Genomic DNA, 23679 nt, shown 5'->3' on the forward strand with positions numbered 1-23679 from the left:
AAATTGCTGGGGCTGCTTTGCAGCCCTTTCGCGACACGAGGCCGCTCCCACAGGGGATCGCGCCAACTTTTAGAATTTGAGCAAGACAGTTGCTCCCACAGGTACTGCACACCTCTCGAATTTTGCGCGGTGCCAGTGGGAGCTGGCTTGCCGGCGATGGGCTGCGAAGCAGCCCCGGCAATCTCAAGCCTCGCCCATTTCTTCCAGCCGGCGCGGCACAGGCTCTTGCGATACGCGCCCGCTCAACCCCACCCGCATGTCATTGCCACTCGGCTGCTGATACAAACTCAGCCCGAACTCCGGCAACACCGCCAGCAGATAATCGAAGATATCCCCCTGAATCCGCTCGTACTCAGCCCACGCCGTGGTAGTGGTAAAGCAGTAGATCTCCAGCGGTACACCCTCGGCGGTGGTCTGCATCTGCCGGACCATGCATGTCATGTTCGGGTGCACGTTGGGGTGGTTTTTCAGGTAGGCCAGGGCGAATGCCCGGAAGGTACCGATGTTGGTCAGCTTACGGCGGTTGGCCGACAGCTCGGCCACTGGCCCCAGGGCCTCGTTCCAGCTTTGCAGTTCCTGGCGCTTGCCCGCCAGGTAGTCGCGCAGAAGGCTGACCTGGGTGAGTCGCTGTTCTTCCTCGCGAGTCAGGAACCGCACGCCGGCCGCGTCGATGAACAGGCTGCGCTTGATGCGCCGGCCACCGGACTGCTGCATGCCGCGGTAGTTGCGGAACGACTCGCTCATCAGGCGCCAGGTGGGGATGGAGACGATGGTCTTGTCGAAGTTCTGCACCTTCACGGTGTGCAGGGTGATGTCCACCACATCGCCATCGGCGCCCACCTGGGGCATTTCGATCCAGTCGCCCACGTGCAGCATGTCGTTGCTGGTCAGCTGCACACTGGCGACGAACGACAGCAGGGTGTCCTTGTACACCAACAGCAGCACCGCCGACATCGCACCCAGGCCCGACAGCAGCAGCAGCGGCGAGCGGTCGATCAGGGTGGCGACGATGACGATGGAAGCGAAGATCCACAGCATCATCTTGGCCAGCTGCACGTAGCCCTTGATCGAACGGGTGCGGGCGTGTTCGGTGCGTGCATAGATGTCGAGCAGGGCATCCAGCAGGCACGACAGCGCCATGGTCATGAACAGCAGGGTAAAGGCCAGGGCAACATTGCCGAGGAAGTGCTGGGCGGTGTCGGACAGCTCGGGCACCAGTTTCAGGCCGAACTGCAGCACCAGTGATGGCGTGGTCTGTGCCAGGCGGTGGAACACCTTGTTGTTGCGCAGGTCGTCCAGCCACTTCAGCGCTGGCTGGCGGGCCAGCAGGCGGGCGCCATGCAGCATCAGGAAGCGTGCCAGGCGGCCGATCACCAGGGAAAGGAGCAGCAGCACCGCCAGGCCGATGGCCGCGTGCAGCATCGGATGTTGGTCAAGGGTGCCCCACAGGTCGAGGGAGTCACGCCAGATTCGTTGGATATCCATGGGCTTGCGTACAGTCTTGTTGCCAAACGAAGCGCCATTAGAGCCCGGATGGCGACAAAGTTGCCAAAAGAAATTCGGCTAAGGCGGCAGAAAACGTTACCCTATGCAACTGAATTTTCCGCACTTGCCTGAGGTTACCTCCGTGTTCTCCCAATTCGCCCTGCACGAACGCCTGCTTAAAGCCGTGGCCGAGCTTAACTTTGTCGAGCCAACCCCGGTGCAGGCCGCGGCCATCCCCCTGGCCCTGCAAGGGCGTGACCTGCGCGTGACCGCGCAGACCGGCAGCGGCAAGACCGCGGCCTTCGTGCTGCCACTGCTCAACCGCCTGGTCGACCTGCGCGAGCGCCGCGTGGAGATCCGCGCGCTGATCCTGCTGCCGACCCGTGAACTGGCCCAGCAGACCCTCAAGCAGGTACAGCTGTTCTCCCAGTTCACCTACATCAAGTCGGGCCTGGTTACCGGCGGTGAAGACTTCAAGGAACAGGCCGCCATGCTGCGCAAGGTGCCGGACGTGCTGATCGGCACCCCGGGGCGCCTGCTCGAGCAGCTCAATGCCGGCAACCTCGACCTGTCCCACGTACAGGTACTGATCCTCGACGAAGCCGACCGCATGCTCGACATGGGCTTTGCCGAAGACATGGAGCGCCTGTGCAAGGAGTGCGAGAACCGCCAGCAGACCCTGCTGTTCTCCGCCACCACCGGTGGTGCTGCCCTGCGCGACATCATCGGCAAGGTGCTCAAAGACCCAGAGCACCTGATGCTCAACAGCGTCTCGCAGCTGGCCGAAGGCACCCGCCAGCAGATCATCACCGCCGACCACGACCAGCACAAAGAGCAGATCGTGCAGTGGCTGTTGGCCAACGAAACCTTCGACAAGGCGATCATCTTCACCAACACCCGCGCCCTGGCCGACCGCATCTACGGCCACCTGGTGGCCAAGGACGTGAAGGCCTTCGTGCTGCACGGCGAGAAGGACCAGAAGGACCGCAAGCTGGCCCTGGACCGCTTCAAGCAAGGCAGCTCCAAGGTGCTGGTAGCTACCGACGTTGCGGCCCGTGGCCTGGACATCGACGGCCTGGACCTGGTGATCAACTTCGACATGCCGCGCAGCGGTGACGAGTACGTGCACCGTGTAGGCCGTACCGGCCGTGCCGGTGGCGAAGGCCTGGCGATCTCGCTCATCACCCACAACGACTGGAACCTGATGTCGAGCATCGAACGCTACCTCAAGCAGCAGTTCGAGCGCCGGGTGATCAAGGAAGTGAAGGGCACCTACAGCGGGCCTAAGAAGGTCAAGGCCTCGGGCAAAGCCGCTGGCAGCAAGAAGAAAAAGGTCGAGAAGAAGACCGGCGACAAGAAGGCGGCCGCCAAGCGCAAGCCAACCGCCAAGCCGAAGGCCAATGCACCGCTGGCCAGCGCTGACGGCCTGGCGCCGCTGAAGAAGCGCAAGCCTGCGGCTGAGTAACCTTCAGTATCGCTGTTGGTTTCTTCGCGGGCATGCCCGCTCCCACAGGATAATCACAGATATCGAAGGCTGTGTTGTCCAAGTGGGAGCGGGCGTGCCCGCGAAGAGGCCAGCGCAGGCTGACCACTATTCAGCCTTTTTCTCCGCCTCTTTCAATTCCTTGATCCGCTTGTCGATCAGCTGACACTTGTCTGGCAAATCCTTGCTCGCCGTGCCCAGCTCCATCCCTTGAAGCTCGTCATTGATCTCCTTGGCCTTCTGCGGGTTCTGCTCGGTCAACTGGGTGACCAACCCGGCCAGCTCTTCGCGTTTCTGCGTCGCTTCTTCCGGTGTGCAGGCCCAGGCGGGCAGGGCGCAGAACAGGGCAGTGGCGCAGGCAATGGGCAGCAGCAGTTTCATCCTTCCTACCTCCGGCGGTGGTGATGCCCGGTGGAGGTATGTGCCTGGCCGTTAGTTCAGCGCCTTCGACCGGTGGCACTTCATGGTCAGCCTGTCCCCAGCTGGGCATCTGACCTAGCCTTGTGAGCCATTTGGCCAGGCCACTTCCCTCCAGGTTGTAATCCCTTTCCCAAAACCTCCTGAAGCTATTGAAGAGTGGGCGATCGCTCCCTAGCCTTGGCCTGGATCAGGAGGTATCGTATGTACAGATGTAAATACGGAGCGTCCCATGTTCTTTGAATGGGACGATGCCAAGAACCAGATAAACATCCGCCAGCACGGCATCGACTTCAGCGATGTTCCGGATATGTTCAATCATCCGATGCTGATTCGCCGCGATGGCAATCCGGACCACGATGAGGAACGCTGGGTCTGCCTGGGCTGGCTGAAGTGTCTGATAGGCGTGGTCGTGTACACGGAAAGGCAGGGTGATGTCATTCGCATCATTTCTGCACGCAAAGCCACCAGATGGGAGGCCAAACATTATGACCAAAGCATCGAAAACTGACTGGAGTCGCCTGGCTCGACAGGACGACCAGGCTATTGATACCTCGGATATTCCTGAGCTGGATGAAAATTTCTTCCGCGAGGCCGAGCTGCGAGTTCCAGCCAAGCAAACGGTGACCATTCGCCTTGATTCCGATGTTCTCGCCTGGTTCAAAGAGCAGGGTAGCGGCTACCAGACCCGGATCAACCAGTTGCTGCGCCAGTACATGCAAGCACAACAACGCCAGCGCTGAGATATTTCGGAACGCTGGGCAAGCTCGACAGGTCCCAACCTGTGTACCCCTTCCGTCCACAGCAGGAGCCTGTAGCCATGAGCATCGCCTACGACTGGGACCTGATCGAGCGTTTGCTGCACGAGGTGCAGAACGGCGCCGGTCACAGCTTCACGCCACGCCCCTATGCCGAACAGCACGCTGCGGCACTGGCTGCCAAGGGGGAGCCGGTGGGCGACTTGGACCACCTGAAAACCCGTGCCTGCGAATACGAAAGGCTGCTGTTCGAGCGTGGTTTCATCGAAACCCGGCCCGAAGAGGATGGCGGCAACGGCGAGAACTTCGTGCTGACCGAGCGCGGTTCGCGGCTGATGAGCCTGATCGACAGCAGCATTCCCGGCTTCGAACACCCGCGCCAGGTGCTGGACGAGCAGGAGGATGCGCTGGACGAAACCACCTTCGAGCAGGTGTCGGCGAAGGCACAGATTGCCTGAGGTCGTTTTGAGGCTGGCAAGGGTGGCCATGGAAACCCGATAATCGGTAGTTCCTGACCATTGCCGAGCCCTTGCCCATGCCAATGACTACCGCAGAGGCCCGCCTATGAGCGCGGTCCGCAAGAACCCCGACGCCTTTGCCTTCCAGGTGATGCTGGGGCTGTGCCTGATCTGGGGTTGCCAGCAGGTCTTGATCAAGACGGCCGCCATCGATATCGCGCCGGTAATGCAGACGGCCTTGCGCAACGGCATTGCCGCCGTGCTGGTAGGCCTGATGCTGTGCTGGCGCGGGGGCTGGGAGCAGGTCGGCAGCACCTGGCGAGCCGGGGTGGTGGCGGGCGGGTTGTTCGGCCTGGAGTTTCTTTTCATTGCCGAGGGGCTGAAGCTGACCTCGGCGGCGCACATGTCGGTGTTCCTCTATACCGCGCCGGTGTTTACCGCGTTGGGCCTGCATTTCAGGTTGCCCAGCGAACGCCTGCGGCTGCTGCAATGGCTGGGGATCCTGCTGGCCTTCGGCGGCATTGCCATGGCGTTTGCCGGCGGCATGTCGTTCGAGCACATGGATGGCCGCACACTGTTGGGGGATGCCTTTGGCGTGATCGCCGGGCTGGCCTGGGGGGCGACCACGGTGGTGGTGCGTTGCTCGCGGCTGTCGGAAGCGCCGGCGACCCTGACCCTGTTCTATCAGCTGGCGGTGGGCTTTGCCGGGTTGCTGCTGATTGCCTTGCTCAGCGGCCAGATCGGCGCGGTGACGCTGACGCCGCTGGCAATGGGCAGTGTGCTGTTCCAAGGGGTTGTGGTGTCGTTCATCAGCTACCTGACCTGGTTCTGGTTACTGCGCAAATACCTGGCGTCAAACCTGGCAGTGTTCTCGTTCATCACCCCGCTGTTCGGGGTGACCTTTGGCGTGTTGTTGCTGGATGAGCCGCTGAGCCTGAACTTTGTGGTTGGCGCGTTGATGGTGCTGCTGGGGGTGATCCTGGTGAGTGCCGAGCCTTGGGTGAAGCAGCAGTTGCGGCGGATTGTGGGATGATCGATAACCTGTACCGGCCTCTTCGCGGGCTTGCCCGATCCCACAGGTATTGCACAGGTCTTGAAGATTGTGCAGCCCCTGTGGGAGCGGGCGAGCCCGCGAAAAAGCCGGCACGGGCAGCCACGATTCAGGATGCTGCCTTGGCCTGACAGGCGCTGCCCTGCTGTGCAGAGCTGCCAAGCAGCACCAACCCCCCAGCCACCACCAACCCTCCCGCAGCCACCATCAGCGCCGGCTGCAGCCCGCCGCTGTAATGGCTGCTGACCGCCGCCAGCAGCGGCCCGCTCAACTGCCCCAGGGCAAAGCAGGCCGTCAGCAGCCCGGCATTGCGCTGTGTGGCATGCGGCGCCAGCTCCCGCGAACGTTGCATCACCAGCTGCATGCAGGCCAGGAACGGCCCGCCACACAGCACAACGCCCAACGCCAGCCCGACACCCCCACCCATCAGGCAGGCCAGTACACCCAACCCCTGCAGCCACAGGGTGGCAGTGAGCCAGGCCGAGGTGCGGCCGCCACGCCGCAGGCTCACCAGCAGTACCCCCAGTGCCGCCGACAGGCCGAACGCCGGCCAGAACAGGTCGGCCAGCCACTGCCCGTGGAACTGCTGGTTGGCCATCTGCGACAGGAAGGTGGCCGGCAGGATGTAACCCACGCCATACAGTGCATACACCAGCCCCAGGCGGCCGATGCCGACACTGCGGGTCGGGCCCTGGCGTGCAGCCGACGGCACTGGTGCCGCTTGCAGCGCTCTTGGCAGCCAAGGCCGGACTGCCAGCAGCATCACCAGCGCGGCCACGGCATAGATCAGCCACAGTGCTGCCGAACCCAACCCCCACAGATGCGCCACCAGCGCCAGCAAGCCAGTCAGCGCGATGCCCAGGCCGGGCCCCGCGAACACCAGTGCACCCAGGCGCTGACGGTTGTTGGCATTGGCCACCTGTTGGCTGAGGCTGGTGATCATCACCAGCACCCAGGCGCTGGCCATTCCGGTGCCAAAGCGCAGCAGCAGGTGGCTCCAGAACCCGTCTGCAGCCCATGACGCCAGGGTCAGCAGCACGCAAAGCCACAGCCCACCCTGCAGGCGCAGGCGCACATGGCCCGGCGAGCGGGCGAACATGGCATCGACCGCGCCGATGAAGTAACCCAGATAGTTGGCCGCGGCGACCAGCCCGGCGACCGTCAGGTCGAACTGGCCTTCGGCGATCAGCTGCGGCAGCTGCGGGGTCAGGGCGAAACGGCCGATGCCCATGGCCATCATCAGCGCCACGGCGCTTGCCAGCAGTTGAATGAGTGGCGACATGACGATTCTCCTGCACGGATGTAAGCGATGGCTGGCAGGTTAGGGCGGTTTCTTTTTCAATAAAATTGAATAATGATGATCAAGTTGTTCTGTTTTGGAGAATGCCGTGGAATTCAGCCAACTGCGTATCTTCCAGGCCGTCGCCGAGGAAGGTTCGGTCACCCGTGCCGCAGAGCGCCTGCATCGAGTGCCGTCGAACCTGTCGACGCGCTTGCGCCAGCTCGAGGAGCAACTGGGTGTCGAGCTGTTCCTGCGCGAACGCCAGCGCCTGCAGCTGTCGCCGGCGGGCAAGGTGCTGCTGGATTACGCCAACCGCATGTCAGCCTTGCGCGACGAGGCGCTGGCCGCCGTGCGGGGCGGCCAACCGGCGGGGGACTTTGTACTCGGGACCATGTACAGCACGGCGGCGACCCATTTGCCCGAGCTGCTGGCGCGTTATCACCAAGCCTACCCGGCGGTGAACCTGCAGGTGCGCGCTGCGCCCAGTGGCGAACTGCTGGAAGGCCTGCTGAACCACACCTTGGACGCGGCACTGGTGGATGGGCCGCCGAGCCTGGCCGGGCTGGATGGCGTTCCGCTGTGTGATGAGCAGCTGGTGCTGATCACCAGCCCCGAGCACCCAGCGGTGCTCACTGCCAAGGATGTGGCGGGCAAGGCGGTGTTCACGTTCCGCCAAGGCTGCTCGTACCGCATGCGCCTGGAGGCCTGGTATGCCCATGCCCATACGCCCATGGGCCGGGTGATGGAGATCGAGTCGTACCAGAGCATGCTGGCCTGCGTGATCGCCGGTGCGGGCGTGGCGATGATGGCCAGGTCGATGCTCGACAGCCTTCCCGGGCGCGACCGGGTACGGGCGCACCGACTGCAGGCGCCGTTCGATCAGGCGGTCACCTGGTTGATGTGGCGCCAGGGCATGTGCGGGGCAAATTTGCAGGCCTGGGTCGACCTGCAACAAAGCGAAACGATTAACCAGTCGTCGGAATGCGCCGTTACGGCTTGATCCGTATCAAAATGGCCCGTATCTGTAGGTTTAGAGGCATGCGTAATACAGGACATAGGGCTATGATCTGTATGAAACATCGCAGGATTGAATTGCCGTGAGGCTGACCCGTCAAGGGGGCATTATGAATAAACCACTATCCAACTGGCTCCACGACCTGGCTGTCGCCTTGGGGCTGATTCCACCACCTTTGCAGCCGGTGCCGATCCCGACTGATGAAGAGCAGCGCAAACGCCAACCGCGTCGTCGCTGATACAGACAAAGGCCGCTGCACCTGGGTGGGTGCAGCGGCCTTTTTGTGTCTGCCAGTTGTGTGTTGCCTGTACCGGCCTCTTCGCGGGCTTGCCCGCTCCCACAGGTACCCCATGAATTTCAAGGCTTGTGGTATCCCTGTGGGAGCGGGCGAGCCCGCGAAGAGGCCAGTTCAGGCTGAAGGTCAGGCCAGCTTCACCGCCGCCACCGATTTACGTGACATCAGGCTGACCACCACAAAGCTCACCAGACCAACCGCCAGGCTGTAGTAGATCGGCGTATTGGCTTCCAGCCCATCCTTGAACATGAACAGCAGCGCGGTGGCAAAGCCCAGCGACATGCTGGCGATGGCCCCGGCGGTGGTAGCGCGCTTCCAGAAGATCGCCCCGATCAGCGGGATCAGCATGCCACCGACCAGCAGGTTGTAGGCCAGGGTCAGGGCATTGATCACATCGTTCACCACCAGGGCGATGCCCAGCACCACCAGGCCGGTGAGCAGGGTGAACAGGCGGCTTACGCCCAGGCTCGACGCCTTGCCGCCACGCAGCTTGGGCAGCAAGTCTTCGGTCAGGGTGGTCGACGCAGCCAGCAGGCCGGCGCTGGCGGTGGACATCATGGCGGCCAGCGCCGCTGCCATCAGCAGGCCACGGATGCCGTCGGGCAGGGTGGTCTTGATCATCTCGGCAAAGGCATTGTTCGGGTTGGCCAGGTCGGGCATCAGCACGTGCGCAGCCATGCCGATCGTGGCGCAGGCCAGACCGTACAGTACGCAGTACACACCAGCGGTGGTGCCAGCGCGCTGGCAGACCTTCTCGTCACGGGCAGTGAATACCCGCTGCCAGATGTCCTGGCCGATGAGGATGCCGAAGAAGTAGATCAGGAAGTAGGTGATGATGGTGTCCCAGCCAATGGTGGTCAGCTGGAAGCTGGCCGATGGCAGCTTGGCCACCAGGGTGTCCCAGCCACCGGCTTTGTACAGGCACACTGGCAGCAGGATGAACATCAGGCCGACAGTCTTGATCACGAACTGGACGATGTCGGTCAGGGTCAGCGACCACATGCCGCCAATGGTCGAGTACAGCACCACCACGCCACCACCCAACAGCAGCGAAGCCCAGAACGGAAGGTCGAGCAGCACCTGCAGTACGGTGGCCATGGCCAGGGTCGAGGTGACGCCGATCATCAATGCATAGGCCAGCATGATCACGGCGCTGGCCTGGCGTGCAGCGGGGTTGTAGCGCTGCTCCAGCACCTGGGTCACGGTGAAGATGCGCAGGCGCAGCAAAGGTTTGGCGAGGAACAGGTTGAGGGCGATGATGCCCAGGCCCAGGGCTGCGCACAGCCAGAAGCCGGAGATGCCGTGGACGTAGCCCAGGCGTACTGTGCCGACGGTGGACGCGCCACCGAGCACGGTGGTGGCCATGGTGCCCATGTACAGGACCGGGCCGAGATTGCGCCCGGCCACCAGGTAGTCCTCATGGGTTTTCGCGCGCCGCATGCCATACCAGCCAAGCCCGAGCATGCCGGCGGTGTAGATCATTACAACAATGATGTCCAAGGCCATTGGGGGTCTCCCGATTATCTTTATTATGGCGAGATCGACCACGCGGGCGGGTTCAAGGCGCCCGGCGGTCTTGTCGTGTTGTTGGCGGGCCTCTGTGGCCCTCCCTCATGGCTCCTGCCGGGGTGTAGCGGTATTAACGACGCACTACGCCCGGTAGCACGCAGAGCATCTCGAACAGCAGGTTGGCACCGAGCAGCGAGGTGTTGCCGGTGGTGTCGTAAGGTGGGGAGACTTCGACGAGGTCACAGCCGATCAGGTCCAGGCCGTGGCAGCCGCGAATGATCTCCATCGCCTGGATAGTGGTCAAGCCGCCGATTTCCGGGGTGCCGGTGCCAGGCGCCCAGGCCGGGTCGATGCCGTCGATGTCGAACGACAGATACACCGGGCCACCGCCGACCTTTTCGCGCACCTCGGCCATCAGCGGTTCCAGCGACTTGTGCCAGCACTCTTCGGCCTGGACCACACGGAAGCCCTGGCGGCGGCTCCAGTTGAAGTCATCGGCGGTGTAGCCTTGGGCGCGCAGGCCGATCTGCACCACGCGCTCGCAATCGAGCAGGCCTTCTTCCACGGCGCGGCGGAAGGTGGTGCCGTGGGCGATCTTCTCGCCGAACATGTGGTCGTTGACGTCGGCATGGGCATCGATGTGCACCAGGCCGATCTTGCCGTGTTTCTTGTGCAGCGCGCGCAGGATCGGCAGGGTGATGGTGTGGTCCCCACCCAGGGTCAGCGGGATGATGTTGTGCTCTAGGACCTCGTCGTACGCTTCTTCGATGATGCGCACGGCGTCCAGCAGATTGAAGGTGTTGATCGCCACGTCACCGATGTCGGCCACCGACAGCGAGTCGAATGGTGCAGCCCCGGTGGCCATGTTGTACGGGCGGATCATCACCGATTCGGCGCGGATCTGCCGCGGGCCGAAGCGGGTGCCGGAGCGCAGCGAGGTACCAATGTCCAGCGGCACGCCGATGAAGGCGGCGTCCAGGCCTTGGGCACTTTGCAGGTGGGGGAGACGGAGCATGGTGGCGATGCCGCCGAAACGCGGCATTTCGTTGCCGCCCAGTGGTTGGTGGAGGATCTTGTCCACGGTGGGCCTCATCAGTCGGTCGATTGTTCTGTTTGTTCGAACCTGTTGCCGCCGCGCGCCTTCCAGGTGTGGTCTTGCTGGCGGGCAGGGACATTTCGGCCAAGTCTGCTGAAGGTAGTGCCGGGGAAAAATCGCTACCGGCAAATACTTACTTCAGGAATTTCTGAACTAAAGGCGGCAGAGCGGTTAGACTGCGCGCAAATACCCTTGCGGAACCGTTGCACCATGGCCTCGACCTTGCCTGACCTGAAACTGCTGCGCATCTTTGTCAGCGTTGTGCGCCACCAGGGCTTTGCCAATGCCCAGCGCGACCTCAACCTGTCGACTTCGGCCATCAGCACCTACATGAGCCAGCTGGAAGGCGCCCTGGGGATCGTACTGTGCCACCGCGGCCGTGGCGGGTTCAGCCTGACCAGCAAGGGCGAGCTGTTCCATCAGGAAACCCTGCGTCTGCTGGCCGAGCTGGACGGTTTCGAGCAGTACGCCGCTGCCCTCAAGGGCGAGTTGCGCGGCACGCTCAATCTGGGGGTGATCGACTCCACGGTAGGTGATCGGGCCTTGCCGCTGGCCGAAGCCATCGGCGCCTATAGCCAGGAACACCCGGCGGTGCACCTGCACTTGTCGGTGTCCAGCCCTTACGAGCTGCAACTGGGCGTGCAGGACAACCGCCTGGACTTGGCGATCGGGGCGTTTTCCTCGCGCATGAGCGGGCTGCTCTACCAGCCGCTGTACCGTGAGCAGCACTGGCTGTACTGCAGCAGCCGCCACCCCTTGTATGCCGAACGGCGCATCCCCGAGCAGGTGGTGACCCAGCAGCGCATGGTCGGGCGTGGCTACTGGAGCCAGGCCGAACTGGCCCGGCATGGCTTCAAGCACAGCGCGGCGACGGTGGAGAGCATGGAGGCGCAGTTGATCCTGATTCTCTCCGGGGCCTACATCGGCTACCTGCCCGAGCACTATGCCCAAGCCTGGGTCGACAAGGGCGACCTGCGCGTGCTGTCGCCGTCCACTTTCGGCTATCAGGCACCGTTTTCGCTGATCATTCGCCGCGGGCGCAGCCGCGAACCGCTGATCCAGACCTTCCGCGACCTGCTGAAAAGCCAGCTCAACGTGGGCTGAAGCGCGGTACATGCTGTATTTCGTCGGCACCCGTCAAATTTGTTGGTGCCGCTGACCGACAACATAATGGCGTCCTGCTATATATCAAATCAGCGTGTGCTGCTGTCTACCTCCCTTTCATCCTGCAAGGATTGCCCAAGATGCGCATGAATTTGCCCGTCACTGAGCACGAAAGAACCTTTCCCAACGATCAACGCCTGATTTCCACCACCGATCTCAACAGCCGCATCACCTATTGCAACGACGCTTTCGTGGCGATCAGCGGGTTCACCTATGACGAGCTGGTCGGCCAACCCCACAACCTGGTGCGCCATCCGGACATGCCGCCGGCCGTGTTCGGCCACATGTGGGAAACCATCAAGCAAGGCAAACCGTGGATGGGCGTAGTCAAGAACCGAGCAAAGAACGGCGATTACTATTGGGTCAGCGCCTATGTCACGGCCGTCTACGAACAGGGCCGCATCAGTGGCTACGAGTCGGTGCGCTCGGTGCCCACCCGCGAGCAGATCCGCCGCGCCGAGGTGTTGTACGCGCGCTTGCGGGCCGGCCGCGCGCCGGTGCCGTGGGCGGCCCGGTTGGGGCATGGCCTGGGCCATGGTTGGCCATTGATCGGTGCGGGCCTGCTGTCGGCGGCGGCCTACCTGTGGCTACCGCCTTATGCGGCGCTCGGGGTGCTGATGGCCAGCCTGCTGCTGGCCTGGTATCTGGTCGAGCACCGGCAGAACCAGGCCATCCGCCGCACGCTGGCCGAGCATCCCAAGGCCTTCACCAGCCCGCTGGTGGCACTGACCTACAGCGATAACCCAGGCCTGCAAGGCCAGTTGGACCTTGCCATCATCAGCGAGGAAGCACGCCTGCAAACGGCCTTGACCCGCCTGGTGGATGCCGGGGTCGGGGTGAAGTCTCGGGCGGCGCAGTCGTCCGACTTGTCCGGTGCCCAGGCACAGATGCTCGACCGCCAGCGCAACGAGACCGACCAGTCCGCCGCCGCGATCGCGCAGATGGCGGCGACCATCCAGCAGGTTACCCATAACGTGCAGAGCACGGCGCACGCAGCGGGCGATGCCGACCAGCTGGCGCAACAGGGTAGCGAACTGGCGATGCAGAGCCTGCAAGCCATGGGCAGCATGAGCAATGCGGTCAGCGACATCGGCCAGGCCGTCAATGCCCTGGCCGAGCAGACCCAGTCGATCGGCAGCGTGGTCGATGTGATTTCCTCGATCGCCGAGCAGACCAACCTGCTGGCGCTCAACGCGGCCATCGAGGCGGCGCGTGCCGGCGAACAGGGGCGCGGGTTTGCCGTGGTGGCGGATGAGGTGCGTTCGCTGGCCCAGCGCACCCGTGCCTCGACCGAAGAGATTCATCAGATCATCGCCTCGTTGCGCGCCGGGGCAGAGCGTGCGGTGAGCACCGCCAGCCGCGGCGAGCAGATCTCGCGGGACAGCGTGCACAGTGTCGAGGCGGTGCAGGCAGCGTTGAGCGGGATTGCCCAGGCGGTCAGCCGTATCACCGGCATGAGCCAGCAGATGGCGACGGCGTCGGAGCAGCAGAGCCATGTGGCCGAGGACATCAACCAGCAGATCGTGCGGATAGCCCACCTGTGTGACCAGAGTGCCGGGCAGGCCAGGCAGGGCGCGGAAATCAGTCAGGACCTGGAGCGCATGGCGGAGTACCTGCATAGCCTGGCGGAGCGGTTCAATCGTTGAGATTGCCGGGGCCGCCTTGCGGCCCTTTTGCCGGCAAGCCAGCTCCCACAGGTATTGCACAAGATTCAGGCCTGTGGTGATCCTGTGGGAGCTGGCTTGCCGGCGAAAGGCCCGCAAAGCGGGCCCCGGTTCTGTGGCAAACTGTTCCCGCCAAGGAGAACCCCATGCCCAGACCCCGCTGCGAGCGCTGCCAGCGCCCGCTCGACCATTGCCTCTGCCCACTGATCCCCGCGCTCGACAGCCGCACCCGCGTCATCCTGCTGCAGCACCCCAGTGAAACTGCCCATGCCCTTAATACCGCCCGCCTGGCCGCCCTTGGCCTGAATAACGCCGAGTTGCGGGTAGGTGAGGTATTCGATGACCTCAACGAATTGCTGGCGCCCCCCGGTTACCGGCCAGCCCTGCTGTTCCCGGGTGACGACGCGCAGGAGTTGGTGGCCTATGGAGAAACGGAAGTCCAGCCATTGCTGTTGATCGTGCCTGACGGCACTTGGCGCAAGGCGCGCAAACTGCTGTACCTGAACCCATTGCTGGAGGCGTTGCCGCGGGTGACGCTGGGGGCTGTCGCGCCTTCACGCTACCGCTTGCGCAAGGCGCCGGAGGCGGGTGCGTTATCGACTATCGAGGCGGTGGTGGGAGCGCTGAACGCGTTGGAGCAGCCTGCCTGTTTCGATGCGCTGCTGGCACCGTTCGAGGCGTTGATCGAGGGGCAGATCAGGGCCATGGGTTTGGAGACGTTCCAGCGTAACCATGGTAGCGAGTGAGGGCAGGGGCCGCAAAGCGGCCCCGGTTATCTCGAACCCGATCAACGCATATCAGGCAAACGCGCCTCGGTGCGTACTTCGGTGGTAGCCAACGCTTCCGGCGGCAGCGAAATACGCTGCTTGCTCAGCAGCTCGCCCATGGTTGCCAGCACGCGGTAGCGCGAGAACTCCTCTGTATAACGCACCTCGGTGTAGCGGCGATCGGCGTTGTACAGCTCGTTTTCACTGTCGAGCACGTCGAGCAGGGTACGTTGGCCCAGGCCGAACTGGTCCTGGTAGGCGGCACGCACGCGCTTGGTGGTCTCGGCGTATTCACGCGCAGTCGGTAGCTGCTTGCTGGCGTTGTTCATGGCGTTCCACGCCAGGCTCAGGTTTTCGGTCAGTTCACGCAGGGCGTTGTTGCGGATGTCCAGGGCCTGATTGACCTTGTGCGCGTCGGAGTTCAGGCGAGCTTTGTCACTGCCGCCGCGGAACAGGTTGTAGTTCATTTCGACGCCGGCTTGCCAGTCGTTGTTGTTATGACCTTTCTCGCCGCCGGTGTTGTTGTTGGCACCTGTGGCCAGAATGGCATCGAAGCGAGGATAGAAGGTGGACTTGGCCACTTCGTACTGCTTCTCGGCGGCATTCACATCGGCCTGGGCCGACTTGATATAAGGGTTGTTCTGGCGCATGCCTTCACGCGCCTGTTCGAGGTCGGCCGGCATTTCCACCTTGATCGACTGCGGGCTTTCCAGCTCGTCCGGCATGCGGCCGACGACGCTGAAGAAGTTGGCCTCGGCATCGGCCAGGTCGACTTCGGCGGTGTCCAGGTTGTTTTCTGCCAGGGCGCGACGTGCGCGGGACTGGTCAAGGTCGGCGGTGCTGCCGACGCCGCGCTCGTTGCGCAGGCCGATCTGGTCGTTGACTCGCAGGTGGGCTTGCAGGTTGTTCCTGGCCAGGGTCACCAGTTCACGGCGCTTGAGCACTTCCAGGTACACCTCGACTGCACGCAGGGCGACATCCTGGGCAACGGCCTGGGTGTAGTAGGCGCGGGAAGTGGAGACCGCTTCGGTGCGGCCCACTTCATTCGAGGTGTTGAAGCCGTCGAAGATCATCTGCCGCAGGCGCAGCTCGGACTGGGTGTAGTTGAGGGTTTCCTTGTTGTGGTTGCCCTCGGCACGAGTCGAGGTATTGTCCGAACGCTGGCGGCCATAGCCGGCAACCAGATCCACGGAAGGGTAGTAGCCACCACGCGCGAACTTCACATCCTCATCGGCCGACAGCTTGCTGTTGCGGTTGGAGCTGACCTGTGGGTGGTAGTCCACGGCGCTCTGGACAGCCTCGGTGATCGACATCGCCTGTACGTTGGCACTCGCCAGGGCCAACAGTAATGCACTGGTGATGGGGTTCAAAACGCGCATGGTACATCTCCCTGATCCTGAAATTGATCCTGCTGCTCGCCAAAAAAATGACGATAAAGTTATTGCATATAGTGTTGCAGGTTTTTAATAACACAGCTAAGTACATTCAACGCGATATATAAGAAGATTTGTTCATATCAAATCGCCATATAATATATAAATTGTCTAATTGGCTAACAGCAGTAATCAGGAAATGGCAGCGGAAAAATCCATGAAAGCCAATGAATACGCGGGCCCCAAGGAGTTCCAGAATCATTCCGGATAAGGAGAATGGCGGTTAGGCAAAATTGATATTTGGCGACAGAATATTGTCACTTTGGCTTGTGAAGGGTTTTCTGGCTGAGGATGTACAGGCTTACCAGGACGGCGCTGATCAGCATGAAGGTGCGCGCCCAGAACAGGGGCACCAGATAGCAGGACAGGCCGATGCTGGCCCACATTAGGCCGATGGCGTAGACCTTGCCCTTGAGGGGGATGCCTTCACCACTTAGGTAGTCACGGATCCATGGCCCGAGCTTCGGGTGATGGACCAGCCAGTGATGAAAGCGCGGCGAGCTGCGGGCAAAGCAGGCGGCCGCCAATAGCAGGAACGGGGTGGTGGGCAATACCGGCAGGAATATCCCCAACACCCCCAATGCAACGCTGAGCCAGCCAATGGCCAGCAGCAGGTAGCGCACAGGCGACTTAGTGGTGGCGTGGCTTGAGCAGTGCCGGCTTTTCGTCAGGGGCATGCAGCAGCAGGAACAGCGCTGTCAGCGCTTCGGGGATCTGTACGATCATGTCGTCCTGCAAGTTGGCGTTGCTGGCAATGTCGGCGAATTCCGGCTGCTCGTCGAACAGGCCCGAGCCGACCATGATCGGCAGCAGCATTTCGCTGACTTCTTCCTCGGCGTTCTCGAACCAGGCCTCTTCACGCAGGAATACGCCTTCCATGAAGCCGATGCACCAGCCGCGCAGGTCGGAATCGTCCGGCTCGTCGGTCAGGTCGAGGTCGCATGGCAGCTCGAACTCGTCGTCGCTGGCCAGCTGGCGGGCGATGTGCGCTTTCAGCGCCACCAGGGTAGCCTCGATCTCGGTGCGCTGAGCGTCGCTGGCGTAGTGCGGCTCCTCAGCGAACAGGGCATCGATCCACTCGCGCTCGGGCACTTCCTCGGCATTGATCGAAAGGGCGGTGAGGTAGCCGTGGGCGGCGACATAGTCCAGCGCTTCCTCGTGCAGCTCGTCGGCGTCGAGGAAGGCTTGCAGGCGGGTCAGTTGCTCGGCGAAGGACATTACAGGGCTACCTTGGGGAATAAACGATAACGAATTCTAGCACCTTGCGACGGCAGCGGGGCAAAGGGAACGTCTATCGCCGTGGTGCCCTGCGCGAGGCAGTGCTGCGGTATACTCCGCGATTTTTCATCCAGGGGCAGGTATTACTGGCTGCCTGGCAAAAACCGCTTACGCATTCGGCGTGTGCGGGGCGGGTTTTTCGTCCAGCCTGTATCCGGGATGGTACGGCGATTTGTGGAGTTGCACATGCTCGAACAGGCTCAGCGCGTTCTCAAGGACGTCTTCGGCTACGACAGTTTCCGCGGGCGCCAGGCAGCGATCATCGACTGCGTGGCCAATGGCGGCGATGCCTTGGTTCTGATGCCCACCGGCGGCGGCAAGTCGTTGTGTTTCCAGGTGCCGGGGTTGCTGCGCCCGGGCCTGACGGTGGTGGTTTCGCCATTGATCGCGCTGATGGACGACCAGGTCGCCACGCTCGACGAACTGGGGGTGCCGGCCGCCGCGCTGAACTCCACGCTGACCCCGGAACAGCAGCGTGACCTGGCCGGGCGCCTGCGCCGTGGCGAAGTGAAGATGCTGTACCTGGCACCGGAGCGCCTGGTGCAGCCGCGCATGCTCGACTTCCTGCGTGACCTGGATATCTCGCTGTTCGCCATCGACGAGGCCCACTGCGTGTCGCAATGGGGCCACGATTTCCGTCCCGAATACCTACAACTGGGCCAGTTGGCCGAGCTGTTCCCGCATGTTCCGCGCATCGCGCTGACCGCCACCGCCGACATGCGCACCCGCGAAGAGATCGTCCAGCGCCTGCACCTGCAGGGCGCCGAGCGCTTCCTGTCGAGTTTCGACCGGCCCAATATCTTCTACCGCATCGTACCCAAGGAGGCGCCACGCAAGCAGCTGATGGCCTTCCTCGGCGAGCGCCGCGGCAACGCCGGCATCGTCTATTGCCTGTCACGCAAGAAGGTTGACGAAACCGCCGCCTTCCTCTGTGACCAGGGTTTCCCGGCGCTGCCGTATCACGCCGGCCTGGCTGCCGAGACGCGTGCGGCCAACCAGCACCGCTTCCTCAACGAGGAAGGGCTGATCATGGTCGCCACCATCGCCTTCGGCATGGGTATCGACAAGCCCAACGTGCGCTTTGTCGCCCACCTTGACCTGCCCAAGTCGCTAGAGGCGTATTACCAGGAGACCGGCCGTGCCGGCCGCGACGGGCTGCCGTCCGATGCCTGGATGGCCTACGGGCTGCAGGACATGGTGATGCTCAAGCAGATGCTGCAGAACTCTGAAGGTGACGAGCGTCACAAGCGCATCGAACAGCACAAGCTCGACGCCATGCTGGCCCTGTGCGAAGAGACACGCTGCCGCCGTCAGTCGCTGCTGGCCTATTTCGACGAAATCCTCGAGCAACCCTGCGGGCACTGTGACAACTGTGTCGACCAGGTGCAGACCTGGGACGCCACCGAGCCGGCCCGCCAGGCGCTGTCGGCGGTGTTCCGCACCGGCCAGCGCTATGGTGTCGGTCACCTGGTTGATGTGCTTCTGGGCAAGGACACCGAGAAGGTGCGCAATTTCGGCCACGAGAAACTCTCGGTGTTTGGCGTCGGCAAGGGGCTGGCCGAAGTCGAGTGGCGTTCGCTGTTCCGTCAGTTGGTGGCGCGCGGCCTGGTCGACATCGACCTGGAAGGCTACGGCGGCCTGCGCCTGTCCGACAGCTGCCGGCCGCTGCTGCGTGGCGAGGTGACCTTGCAGCTGCGCCGTGACCTCAAGCCGCAGACCACCGCCAGAACGTCGTCCAGTGGCGGCAGCCCGGCCAGCCAGCTGGTGCGTGCCGAAGAGCGCGAACTGTGGGAAGCACTGCGTACCCTGCGCCGCAAGCTGGCCGAGGAGCACAGTGTGCCGCCCTACGTCATCTTCCCCGACTCGACGCTGCTGGAGATGTTGCGCAGCCAGCCGGTCAGCCTCAGCGACATGGCCCAGGTCAGCGGCGTGGGCGCGCGCAAGCTGGAGCGCTATGGCCAGGCCTTCCTCGAGGTGCTGAACAACAGCGGCGGCACCGAAGAAGCACCGAAAGTGGTGCTCGACCTGCGTCACGAACTGGTCAGCCTTGCCCGCGCCGGCATGACCCCGGCACAGATCGCCGGGCAGCTCAACTGCAGCGAGAAGAACGTCTACAGCCTGTTGGCCGAGGCGCTGGGCCGACAGGAACTGAGCTTGGAACAAGCCTTGGACCTGCCGGAAGACCTGTTGATGGAAGTGCAGGATGCCTTCCTCGATGGCGAGGGCGAGCTGCCAGCGGTGTCGGTGATAGCGCCGCAGTTCGGGGGGCGGGTGCCAGAGGGCGTGCTTTACTGCGTGCGTGCAGCACTGGCGGCAGAGTTCGAACTGTGAGTGGTGACAGGGTCGAAGGCAGAACTGCCAACTGCTGACCTTGGTCATGTTTTTTGACGATTATCGAGCATTCCAGAGGGCCCGAGCCTTGCCTCGTGGGACGGGCCATGGTTAGCTGCCTAATAATTAGATCTGTTCAATGAGTTGCTTATGCCCCTGACCGACAACCAACACCGCTTCGGCATGCAGCTGGCCCAGATGTCCCGAGGTTGGCGTGCCGAGTTGGACCGCCGCCTGGCCGGGCTCAACCTGTCCCAGGCGCGCTGGCTGGTGTTGCTGCACCTGGCCCGTTTCGAAGATGCCCCGACCCAGCGTGAGCTGGCCCAGAGCGTGGGCGTAGAAGGCCCGACCTTGGCGCGCCTGCTCGACAGCCTGGAGGCGCAGGGGCTGGTACGCCGGCAGGCGGTACTGGAAGACCGGCGGGCGAAGAAAATTGTGCTGTGCCCGCCGGCCAAGCCGCTGATCGACCAGATCGAGACCATTGCCAATCAACTGCGGGTTGAACTGTTCACCGGCGTGGACGAGGCGGAGCTGCAGGTGTGCATGCGGGTGCATGCCAAGATCCTGGCCAACCTGGAGAAGTCCTGAGAGGGCCTGTGAGAGCGGGTTTACCCGCGAACAATGCAACGGGGTGCATGGCACCGGCTTCGTCGGTGTTCGCGGCTAAAGCCCCTCCCACAATGTGTCCGGCACCTAGAAGGTATGCCCCAGGTTCAGGTATACCGCCTGCTCATGTGCACTGTTGGCACCATAAGTGAAGTTCAACGGCCCCAGCGGCGTCTCCAGCCCCAGGAAGATGCTCGCCGCGTTGATGTACCCGCTGTCGAACTCGTTGTCGTTGTTCCACGCACGCCCTCGCTCCAGCGACCCGCCGATGTACAGCGGGAAGTCCAGCGGCACGTAGGCCCTTGGCGTCAGGCGGCGGTAGTACACCATGCGCATCAGGCTCACGTTCTGCCCCGACACCGAGTCCTGACGGAAGCCTGACAGCTCCCGCGCGCCACCCAGCACGAAGCTCGACGTCACCACTTCGGTATCATCCAGCGTGCGCCCGTAGCGCCCGCCCAGCACGAAGGTGTTCGGCCCGCTGCTGATAGCCTTGTCCAGGTTGAACATCCACTGCCGGTAATCCTGGTCGGAATCCAGCGACTGGTCATATTTGCGCAAGGTCAGGCCGATATCCTCGCCGCGGTGCGGGAAGTACACATTGTCGAGGGTGTCGAACGAATACTTCAGTTCGTAGAAACCTTCGTTGAAACTGACCTTGGGCAGGTCCTGGTCGCCGATGCGCACCTCGGCTTCGCCCCAGGCCTTGCCCACGCCCAGGCGCACCTCACCACTGTTGCCGATCTGCCGCCCCACGTTCAGACCAAAACCGTATCGCTCCAGGCGGTACTCAGCCACCGGGTCGTTGTCCAGGGTGGCTTCGATGTTCTGCGAACCGAAGTCCAGGTATGGCGCGATGAAATAGCGCGAACCCACGTCCAGCGGCTGGTAGAACTCGCTGTAGAGCTCTTGCTGGTCGCCGATCTGGCCACGGGTCAGCCATTCGGCGCCGAGGCTGTTGATGCCGTTGACCCGGTAGCTGGCGCCCAGGTTGAAGGCGCTGTCGCCGCGCAGGTCGTCCGACAGGTTCAGGCCCAGACGCAGGTAGTCGGTGCCACCGCGTCGGCCACGGGCGTTGATCACCAAAGTGTTGTCGTCGCCCTTGTGCACCACGCGGTACTGCACCCGGTCGAAGTAGTCCAGGCCGTACAGCGTGCCCATGTCGGTCTGCAGGCGGCCGAGCTCCAGCGGTGCGTCGATGGGTTGGCGAATGTACGAGCGGATGACCTCGTCGCTGACCTTGGAGTCGTTCTCGATCCTGATCGCGGTGATCGTCGGCGTGCGCTGGCGCGGCGAACGGGCCACCGCCAGGCTGCTGTCACCTTCGGGCTGACGCAGGGCGGCAAGGCGCGGGTCGAGCAGGCGGGTGGCGCGGTAGCCAGCCTCGATCATTTCCCGGGCGCGGCCAAAATCGGTAACGCCAAAGGCAGTCAGCGGTGGCTGGATGAGGATGTCGTCGCGGTGCAGGCTGGCCAGTTGTTCTTCCGAGTTGCGGCGGGTCATCAAAGTGATCGACTGGTTGAGCACGTCGACCACGGTGGCCAGCTGCTTGCGGTCACGCAGCGGCGTGCCGATGTCGACCACGATGGCCAGGTCCACCCCCATTTCGCGGGCGACGTCCACCGGGATGTTGTCGACCATGCCGCCGTCCACCAACAGCCGGCCGTCCAGCTCGACCGGGGCGAACACCGCCGGGATCGACATGCTGGCGCGGATCACCTGCGGCAGGTGGCCGCGGCGGAACACCACCTTTTCGCCACTGGCGATGTCGGTGGCCACGGCGCGGAACGGGATAGGCAGCTTGTCGAAGTCGCGGGTGTCGGCGGTGTGCGCCAGCTTGCTTTCCAGCAACAGCGCCAGGTTCTGGCCCTGGATCACCCCCAGCGGCAGGCCCAGGCTGCCGTCGTCGCGAAAGCTGAGCTTCTGCTTGACCAGGAAGTCGCGATCATCCTGCTTGCGTCGGAACGGCACGTCCTTGCGCGGTGGGGCGTCGGACAGCGCCTGCTGCCAATCGAGGGTGGTGGCGAGCTTTTCCAGCTCCTCGACACTGTAGCCAGAGGCATACAGGCCGCCGACCACCGCCCCCATGCTGGTGCCGGCGATGGCGTCGATGCGCACGCCCTGTTCCTCCAGGGCCTTGAGCACACCGATGTGGGCCAGGCCGCGGGCCGCGCCCCCCGACAGCACCAGGCCAACCTTGGGCCTGGCCGGTTCGGCGGCGAATACCGTCAGGGTGGTGAGGGCAAGCAGGAAACAGAACAGCAAACGGCGCATCGTGAGTCTCAAACCGTGGGCTAAAGACCGCTAGTATAAGCGGCCCCTCACCTGGAGATGCGTCACCATGGCCGACAGCAAACCGGAAATCGTCATCACGTATTGCACACAGTGCCAATGGCTGCTGCGTGCCGCCTGGCTGGCCCAGGAGCTACTCAGCACATTTGCCGACGACCTTGGCCGAGTGGCCCTGGAGCCCGGCACCGGCGGTATCTTCCGCATTACCTGCAATGGCGTGCAGATCTGGGAGCGCAAGGCCGACGGTGGCTTCCCCGAGGCCAAGGTGCTGAAGCAGCGGGTGCGCGACCAGATCGACCCGCAGCGTGACCTGGGCCATAACGACCGCTGAATCAGGCGCCCTCGGCCAATGGTCGCTGCCTGGGCGGTTGTTCGGCCGCCAGGCGGCTGGACAGCACGATGGCGAAGATGATCAGTGCGCCGCCCAGCAGCATGCGCAGTGTCGGAGTTTCGGCGAACACCACCCAGGCCACGGCTATGCCGTAGACCGGTTCCATGCCGAACACCACGGCGGCGGTGCGCGCCTTGATCACCGACAGGCTGGCGACGAACAGGCTGTGCGCCACGCCGGTGCAGAAGATGCCGAGCAAGGCGATCCACAGCCAGTCCATGGTGGCTACGCCGGCCAGGTCCGGCGCCGCGAACGGCAGCAGGCACAAGCCCACCACCAGATTCTGCCAGAGCGCCGCCTGCACCGCGGGCAGGCGGCCGGAACCGGCGCGGTTGGTGAGTGACAACAGGGAGAACAGCAGCCCCGACAGCAATGACCAGAGCAAACCACCGGTGGCTTCACTGGCCAGGTCGAATGCCGGTGTGACCAGTACCAGGCCGATGCTTACCAGCAACACCAGCAAAGCCTCGTTGCGGCGGATGCGTTCGCGGAACAGCAGGCCTTCGAGGATCACGGTAAAGGCCGGGAAGCTGGCGAAGCCGAGGGTGGCGATGGCCACGCCGGCGACCTTTACCGCGATGAAGAAACTGACCCAGTGCCCGGCCAGCAGCACGCCGCCGAGCAGCAGGCGGCGGGCGTCCTGGCCGTTCAGGCGTTGCCAGCCCGGCCCGGTCAGGCTGGCGAACAGGGCCAGGGCGAGCACGGCGAAGGCGGCGCGGCCGAAGACGATGATCGCCGGGCTGGCGCTGGCGGCCAGTTTGCCGAAGACGCCGGTGAGGCCGAAGAACAGCGCGCCGATGTGCAGGGCGCCGAGGGCGGTGCGGTGGTTCATGGGTGGTCCTTGCTCAAGATCTCTACTGACAGTACTGGCCTCTTCGCGGGCACGCCCGCTCCCACAGGTATT

At 63.3% G+C, this 23679-nt stretch carries 23 protein-coding genes; 13 read left to right on the plus strand and 10 right to left on the minus strand.

Features of this window, described 5'->3' with window-relative positions; genetic code table 11:
• Positions 1 to 183 precede the first annotated feature (183 nt).
• Positions 184 to 1485 (minus strand): mechanosensitive ion channel family protein, encoded by a 1302-nt coding sequence (locus ACK1U9_RS02515; protein WP_108481273.1) that lies wholly within the window; start codon positions 1483 to 1485, stop codon positions 184 to 186.
• A 103-nt stretch (positions 1486 to 1588) separates the two neighbouring features.
• Here ACK1U9_RS02515 and ACK1U9_RS02520 point away from each other — a divergent pair, with 103 nt between their 5' ends.
• Entirely contained in the window at positions 1589 to 2950 is a 1362-nt protein-coding gene (locus ACK1U9_RS02520) for a DEAD/DEAH box helicase (protein WP_046614669.1), read from the plus strand.
• Between the two features lie 126 nt (positions 2951 to 3076).
• Here the strand turns inward: ACK1U9_RS02520 and ACK1U9_RS02525 are convergent, their stop codons facing one another.
• Positions 3077 to 3349 carry a hypothetical protein gene (locus tag ACK1U9_RS02525; protein WP_025340165.1) on the minus strand — a complete coding sequence of 91 codons (273 nt, stop codon included), beginning with the start codon at positions 3347 to 3349 and terminating at the stop codon, positions 3077 to 3079.
• A 268-nt stretch (positions 3350 to 3617) separates the two neighbouring features.
• Between ACK1U9_RS02525 and ACK1U9_RS02530 the strand changes: the two genes are divergently transcribed.
• From ACK1U9_RS02530 to ACK1U9_RS02545, 4 genes are all read left to right on the plus strand, one after another.
• A complete protein-coding gene (locus ACK1U9_RS02530) occupies positions 3618 to 3896 on the plus strand; it encodes a BrnT family toxin (protein ID WP_108481272.1) in 279 nt (92 codons plus the stop codon).
• Positions 3874 to 4128 (plus strand): BrnA antitoxin family protein, encoded by a 255-nt coding sequence (locus ACK1U9_RS02535; protein ID WP_046614667.1) that lies wholly within the window; start codon positions 3874 to 3876, stop codon positions 4126 to 4128. Before ACK1U9_RS02530 ends, ACK1U9_RS02535 begins: the two co-directional genes overlap by 23 nt.
• 77 nt (positions 4129 to 4205) lie before the next feature.
• A complete protein-coding gene (locus ACK1U9_RS02540) occupies positions 4206 to 4601 on the plus strand; it encodes a hypothetical protein (protein WP_013973698.1) in 396 nt (131 codons plus the stop codon).
• 106 nt (positions 4602 to 4707) lie between these two features.
• Positions 4708 to 5634 carry a DMT family transporter gene (locus ACK1U9_RS02545; RefSeq protein ID WP_449109687.1) on the plus strand — a complete coding sequence of 309 codons (927 nt, stop codon included), beginning with the start codon at positions 4708 to 4710 and terminating at the stop codon, positions 5632 to 5634.
• 127 nt (positions 5635 to 5761) lie between these two features.
• On the opposite strand, the gene ACK1U9_RS02550 is transcribed toward ACK1U9_RS02545, so the two are convergent.
• On the minus strand, positions 5762 to 6934 hold the full coding sequence (locus ACK1U9_RS02550) for an MFS transporter (RefSeq protein WP_085602120.1): 1173 nt from the start codon (positions 6932 to 6934) through the stop codon (positions 5762 to 5764).
• 106 nt (positions 6935 to 7040) lie between these two features.
• Here ACK1U9_RS02550 and ptrR point away from each other — a divergent pair, with 106 nt between their 5' ends.
• Together ptrR and ACK1U9_RS02560 are read left to right on the plus strand one after the other, a co-directional pair.
• Positions 7041 to 7934, plus strand: coding sequence for a putrescine utilization regulator PtrR (gene ptrR, locus ACK1U9_RS02555; protein ID WP_046614664.1), 894 nt, complete (start codon positions 7041 to 7043; stop codon positions 7932 to 7934).
• A gap of 124 nt (positions 7935 to 8058) precedes the next feature.
• On the plus strand, positions 8059 to 8187 hold the full coding sequence (locus ACK1U9_RS02560; protein ID WP_009683677.1) for a PA1414 family protein: 129 nt from the start codon (positions 8059 to 8061) through the stop codon (positions 8185 to 8187).
• 183 nt (positions 8188 to 8370) lie between these two features.
• On the opposite strand, the gene ACK1U9_RS02565 is transcribed toward ACK1U9_RS02560, so the two are convergent.
• A complete protein-coding gene (locus tag ACK1U9_RS02565) occupies positions 8371 to 9750 on the minus strand; it encodes a sodium:solute symporter (protein WP_046614663.1) in 1380 nt (459 codons plus the stop codon).
• Between the two features lie 133 nt (positions 9751 to 9883).
• The gene (gene speB, locus ACK1U9_RS02570; protein WP_025340154.1) at positions 9884 to 10834 is read right to left on the minus strand and encodes an agmatinase; all 951 of its coding nucleotides are present in this window, start codon (positions 10832 to 10834) and stop codon (positions 9884 to 9886) included.
• Between the two features lie 225 nt (positions 10835 to 11059).
• On the opposite strand from speB, the gene ACK1U9_RS02575 reads away from it, so the two are divergent.
• The 3 genes from ACK1U9_RS02575 to ACK1U9_RS02585 all read left to right on the plus strand — a co-directional run bounded on the left by ACK1U9_RS02575 (position 11060) and on the right by ACK1U9_RS02585 (position 14423).
• Complete coding sequence (locus ACK1U9_RS02575) at positions 11060 to 11953, plus strand: LysR family transcriptional regulator (RefSeq protein WP_046614662.1); 894 nt, start codon at positions 11060 to 11062, stop codon at positions 11951 to 11953.
• A 140-nt stretch (positions 11954 to 12093) separates the two neighbouring features.
• Complete coding sequence (locus ACK1U9_RS02580; protein ID WP_085602123.1) at positions 12094 to 13659, plus strand: methyl-accepting chemotaxis protein; 1566 nt, start codon at positions 12094 to 12096, stop codon at positions 13657 to 13659.
• 164 nt (positions 13660 to 13823) lie between these two features.
• Positions 13824 to 14423: a tRNA-uridine aminocarboxypropyltransferase gene (locus ACK1U9_RS02585; RefSeq protein ID WP_449109688.1), complete on the plus strand. Its 600-nt coding sequence runs from the start codon at positions 13824 to 13826 to the stop codon at positions 14421 to 14423.
• A 41-nt stretch (positions 14424 to 14464) separates the two neighbouring features.
• On the opposite strand, the gene ACK1U9_RS02590 is transcribed toward ACK1U9_RS02585, so the two are convergent.
• The 3 genes from ACK1U9_RS02590 to ACK1U9_RS02600 form a co-directional block, all read right to left on the minus strand.
• Positions 14465 to 15823: a TolC family outer membrane protein gene (locus ACK1U9_RS02590; protein ID WP_046614659.1), complete on the minus strand. Its 1359-nt coding sequence runs from the start codon at positions 15821 to 15823 to the stop codon at positions 14465 to 14467.
• A 311-nt stretch (positions 15824 to 16134) separates the two neighbouring features.
• Positions 16135 to 16500 (minus strand): YbaN family protein, encoded by a 366-nt coding sequence (locus ACK1U9_RS02595; protein ID WP_046614658.1) that lies wholly within the window; start codon positions 16498 to 16500, stop codon positions 16135 to 16137.
• Between the two features lie 7 nt (positions 16501 to 16507).
• Positions 16508 to 17095, minus strand: coding sequence for a YecA/YgfB family protein (locus ACK1U9_RS02600; protein ID WP_025340148.1), 588 nt, complete (start codon positions 17093 to 17095; stop codon positions 16508 to 16510).
• A 246-nt stretch (positions 17096 to 17341) separates the two neighbouring features.
• On the opposite strand from ACK1U9_RS02600, the gene recQ reads away from it, so the two are divergent.
• Together recQ and ACK1U9_RS02610 are read left to right on the plus strand one after the other, a co-directional pair.
• Complete coding sequence (gene recQ / locus ACK1U9_RS02605) at positions 17342 to 19486, plus strand: DNA helicase RecQ (protein ID WP_046614657.1); 2145 nt, start codon at positions 17342 to 17344, stop codon at positions 19484 to 19486.
• A gap of 150 nt (positions 19487 to 19636) precedes the next feature.
• Positions 19637 to 20074, plus strand: a complete 438-nt coding sequence (locus ACK1U9_RS02610; protein WP_046614656.1) for a MarR family transcriptional regulator — start codon at positions 19637 to 19639, stop codon at positions 20072 to 20074.
• Positions 20075 to 20179: 105 nt separating this feature from the next.
• Here ACK1U9_RS02610 and ACK1U9_RS02615 read toward each other — a convergent pair whose 3' ends face one another.
• Entirely contained in the window at positions 20180 to 22366 is a 2187-nt protein-coding gene (locus tag ACK1U9_RS02615) for a patatin-like phospholipase family protein (RefSeq protein ID WP_046614655.1), read from the minus strand.
• A 67-nt stretch (positions 22367 to 22433) separates the two neighbouring features.
• Here ACK1U9_RS02615 and ACK1U9_RS02620 point away from each other — a divergent pair, with 67 nt between their 5' ends.
• Positions 22434 to 22715, plus strand: coding sequence for a SelT/SelW/SelH family protein (locus ACK1U9_RS02620; RefSeq protein ID WP_003259082.1), 282 nt, complete (start codon positions 22434 to 22436; stop codon positions 22713 to 22715).
• A 1-nt stretch (position 22716) separates the two neighbouring features.
• Here the strand turns inward: ACK1U9_RS02620 and ACK1U9_RS02625 are convergent, their stop codons facing one another.
• Positions 22717 to 23607: a DMT family transporter gene (locus ACK1U9_RS02625; protein WP_449109689.1), complete on the minus strand. Its 891-nt coding sequence runs from the start codon at positions 23605 to 23607 to the stop codon at positions 22717 to 22719.
• Positions 23608 to 23679: the final 72 nt, after the last annotated feature.

This window comes from Pseudomonas sp. XP1 (genome assembly GCF_053557675.1).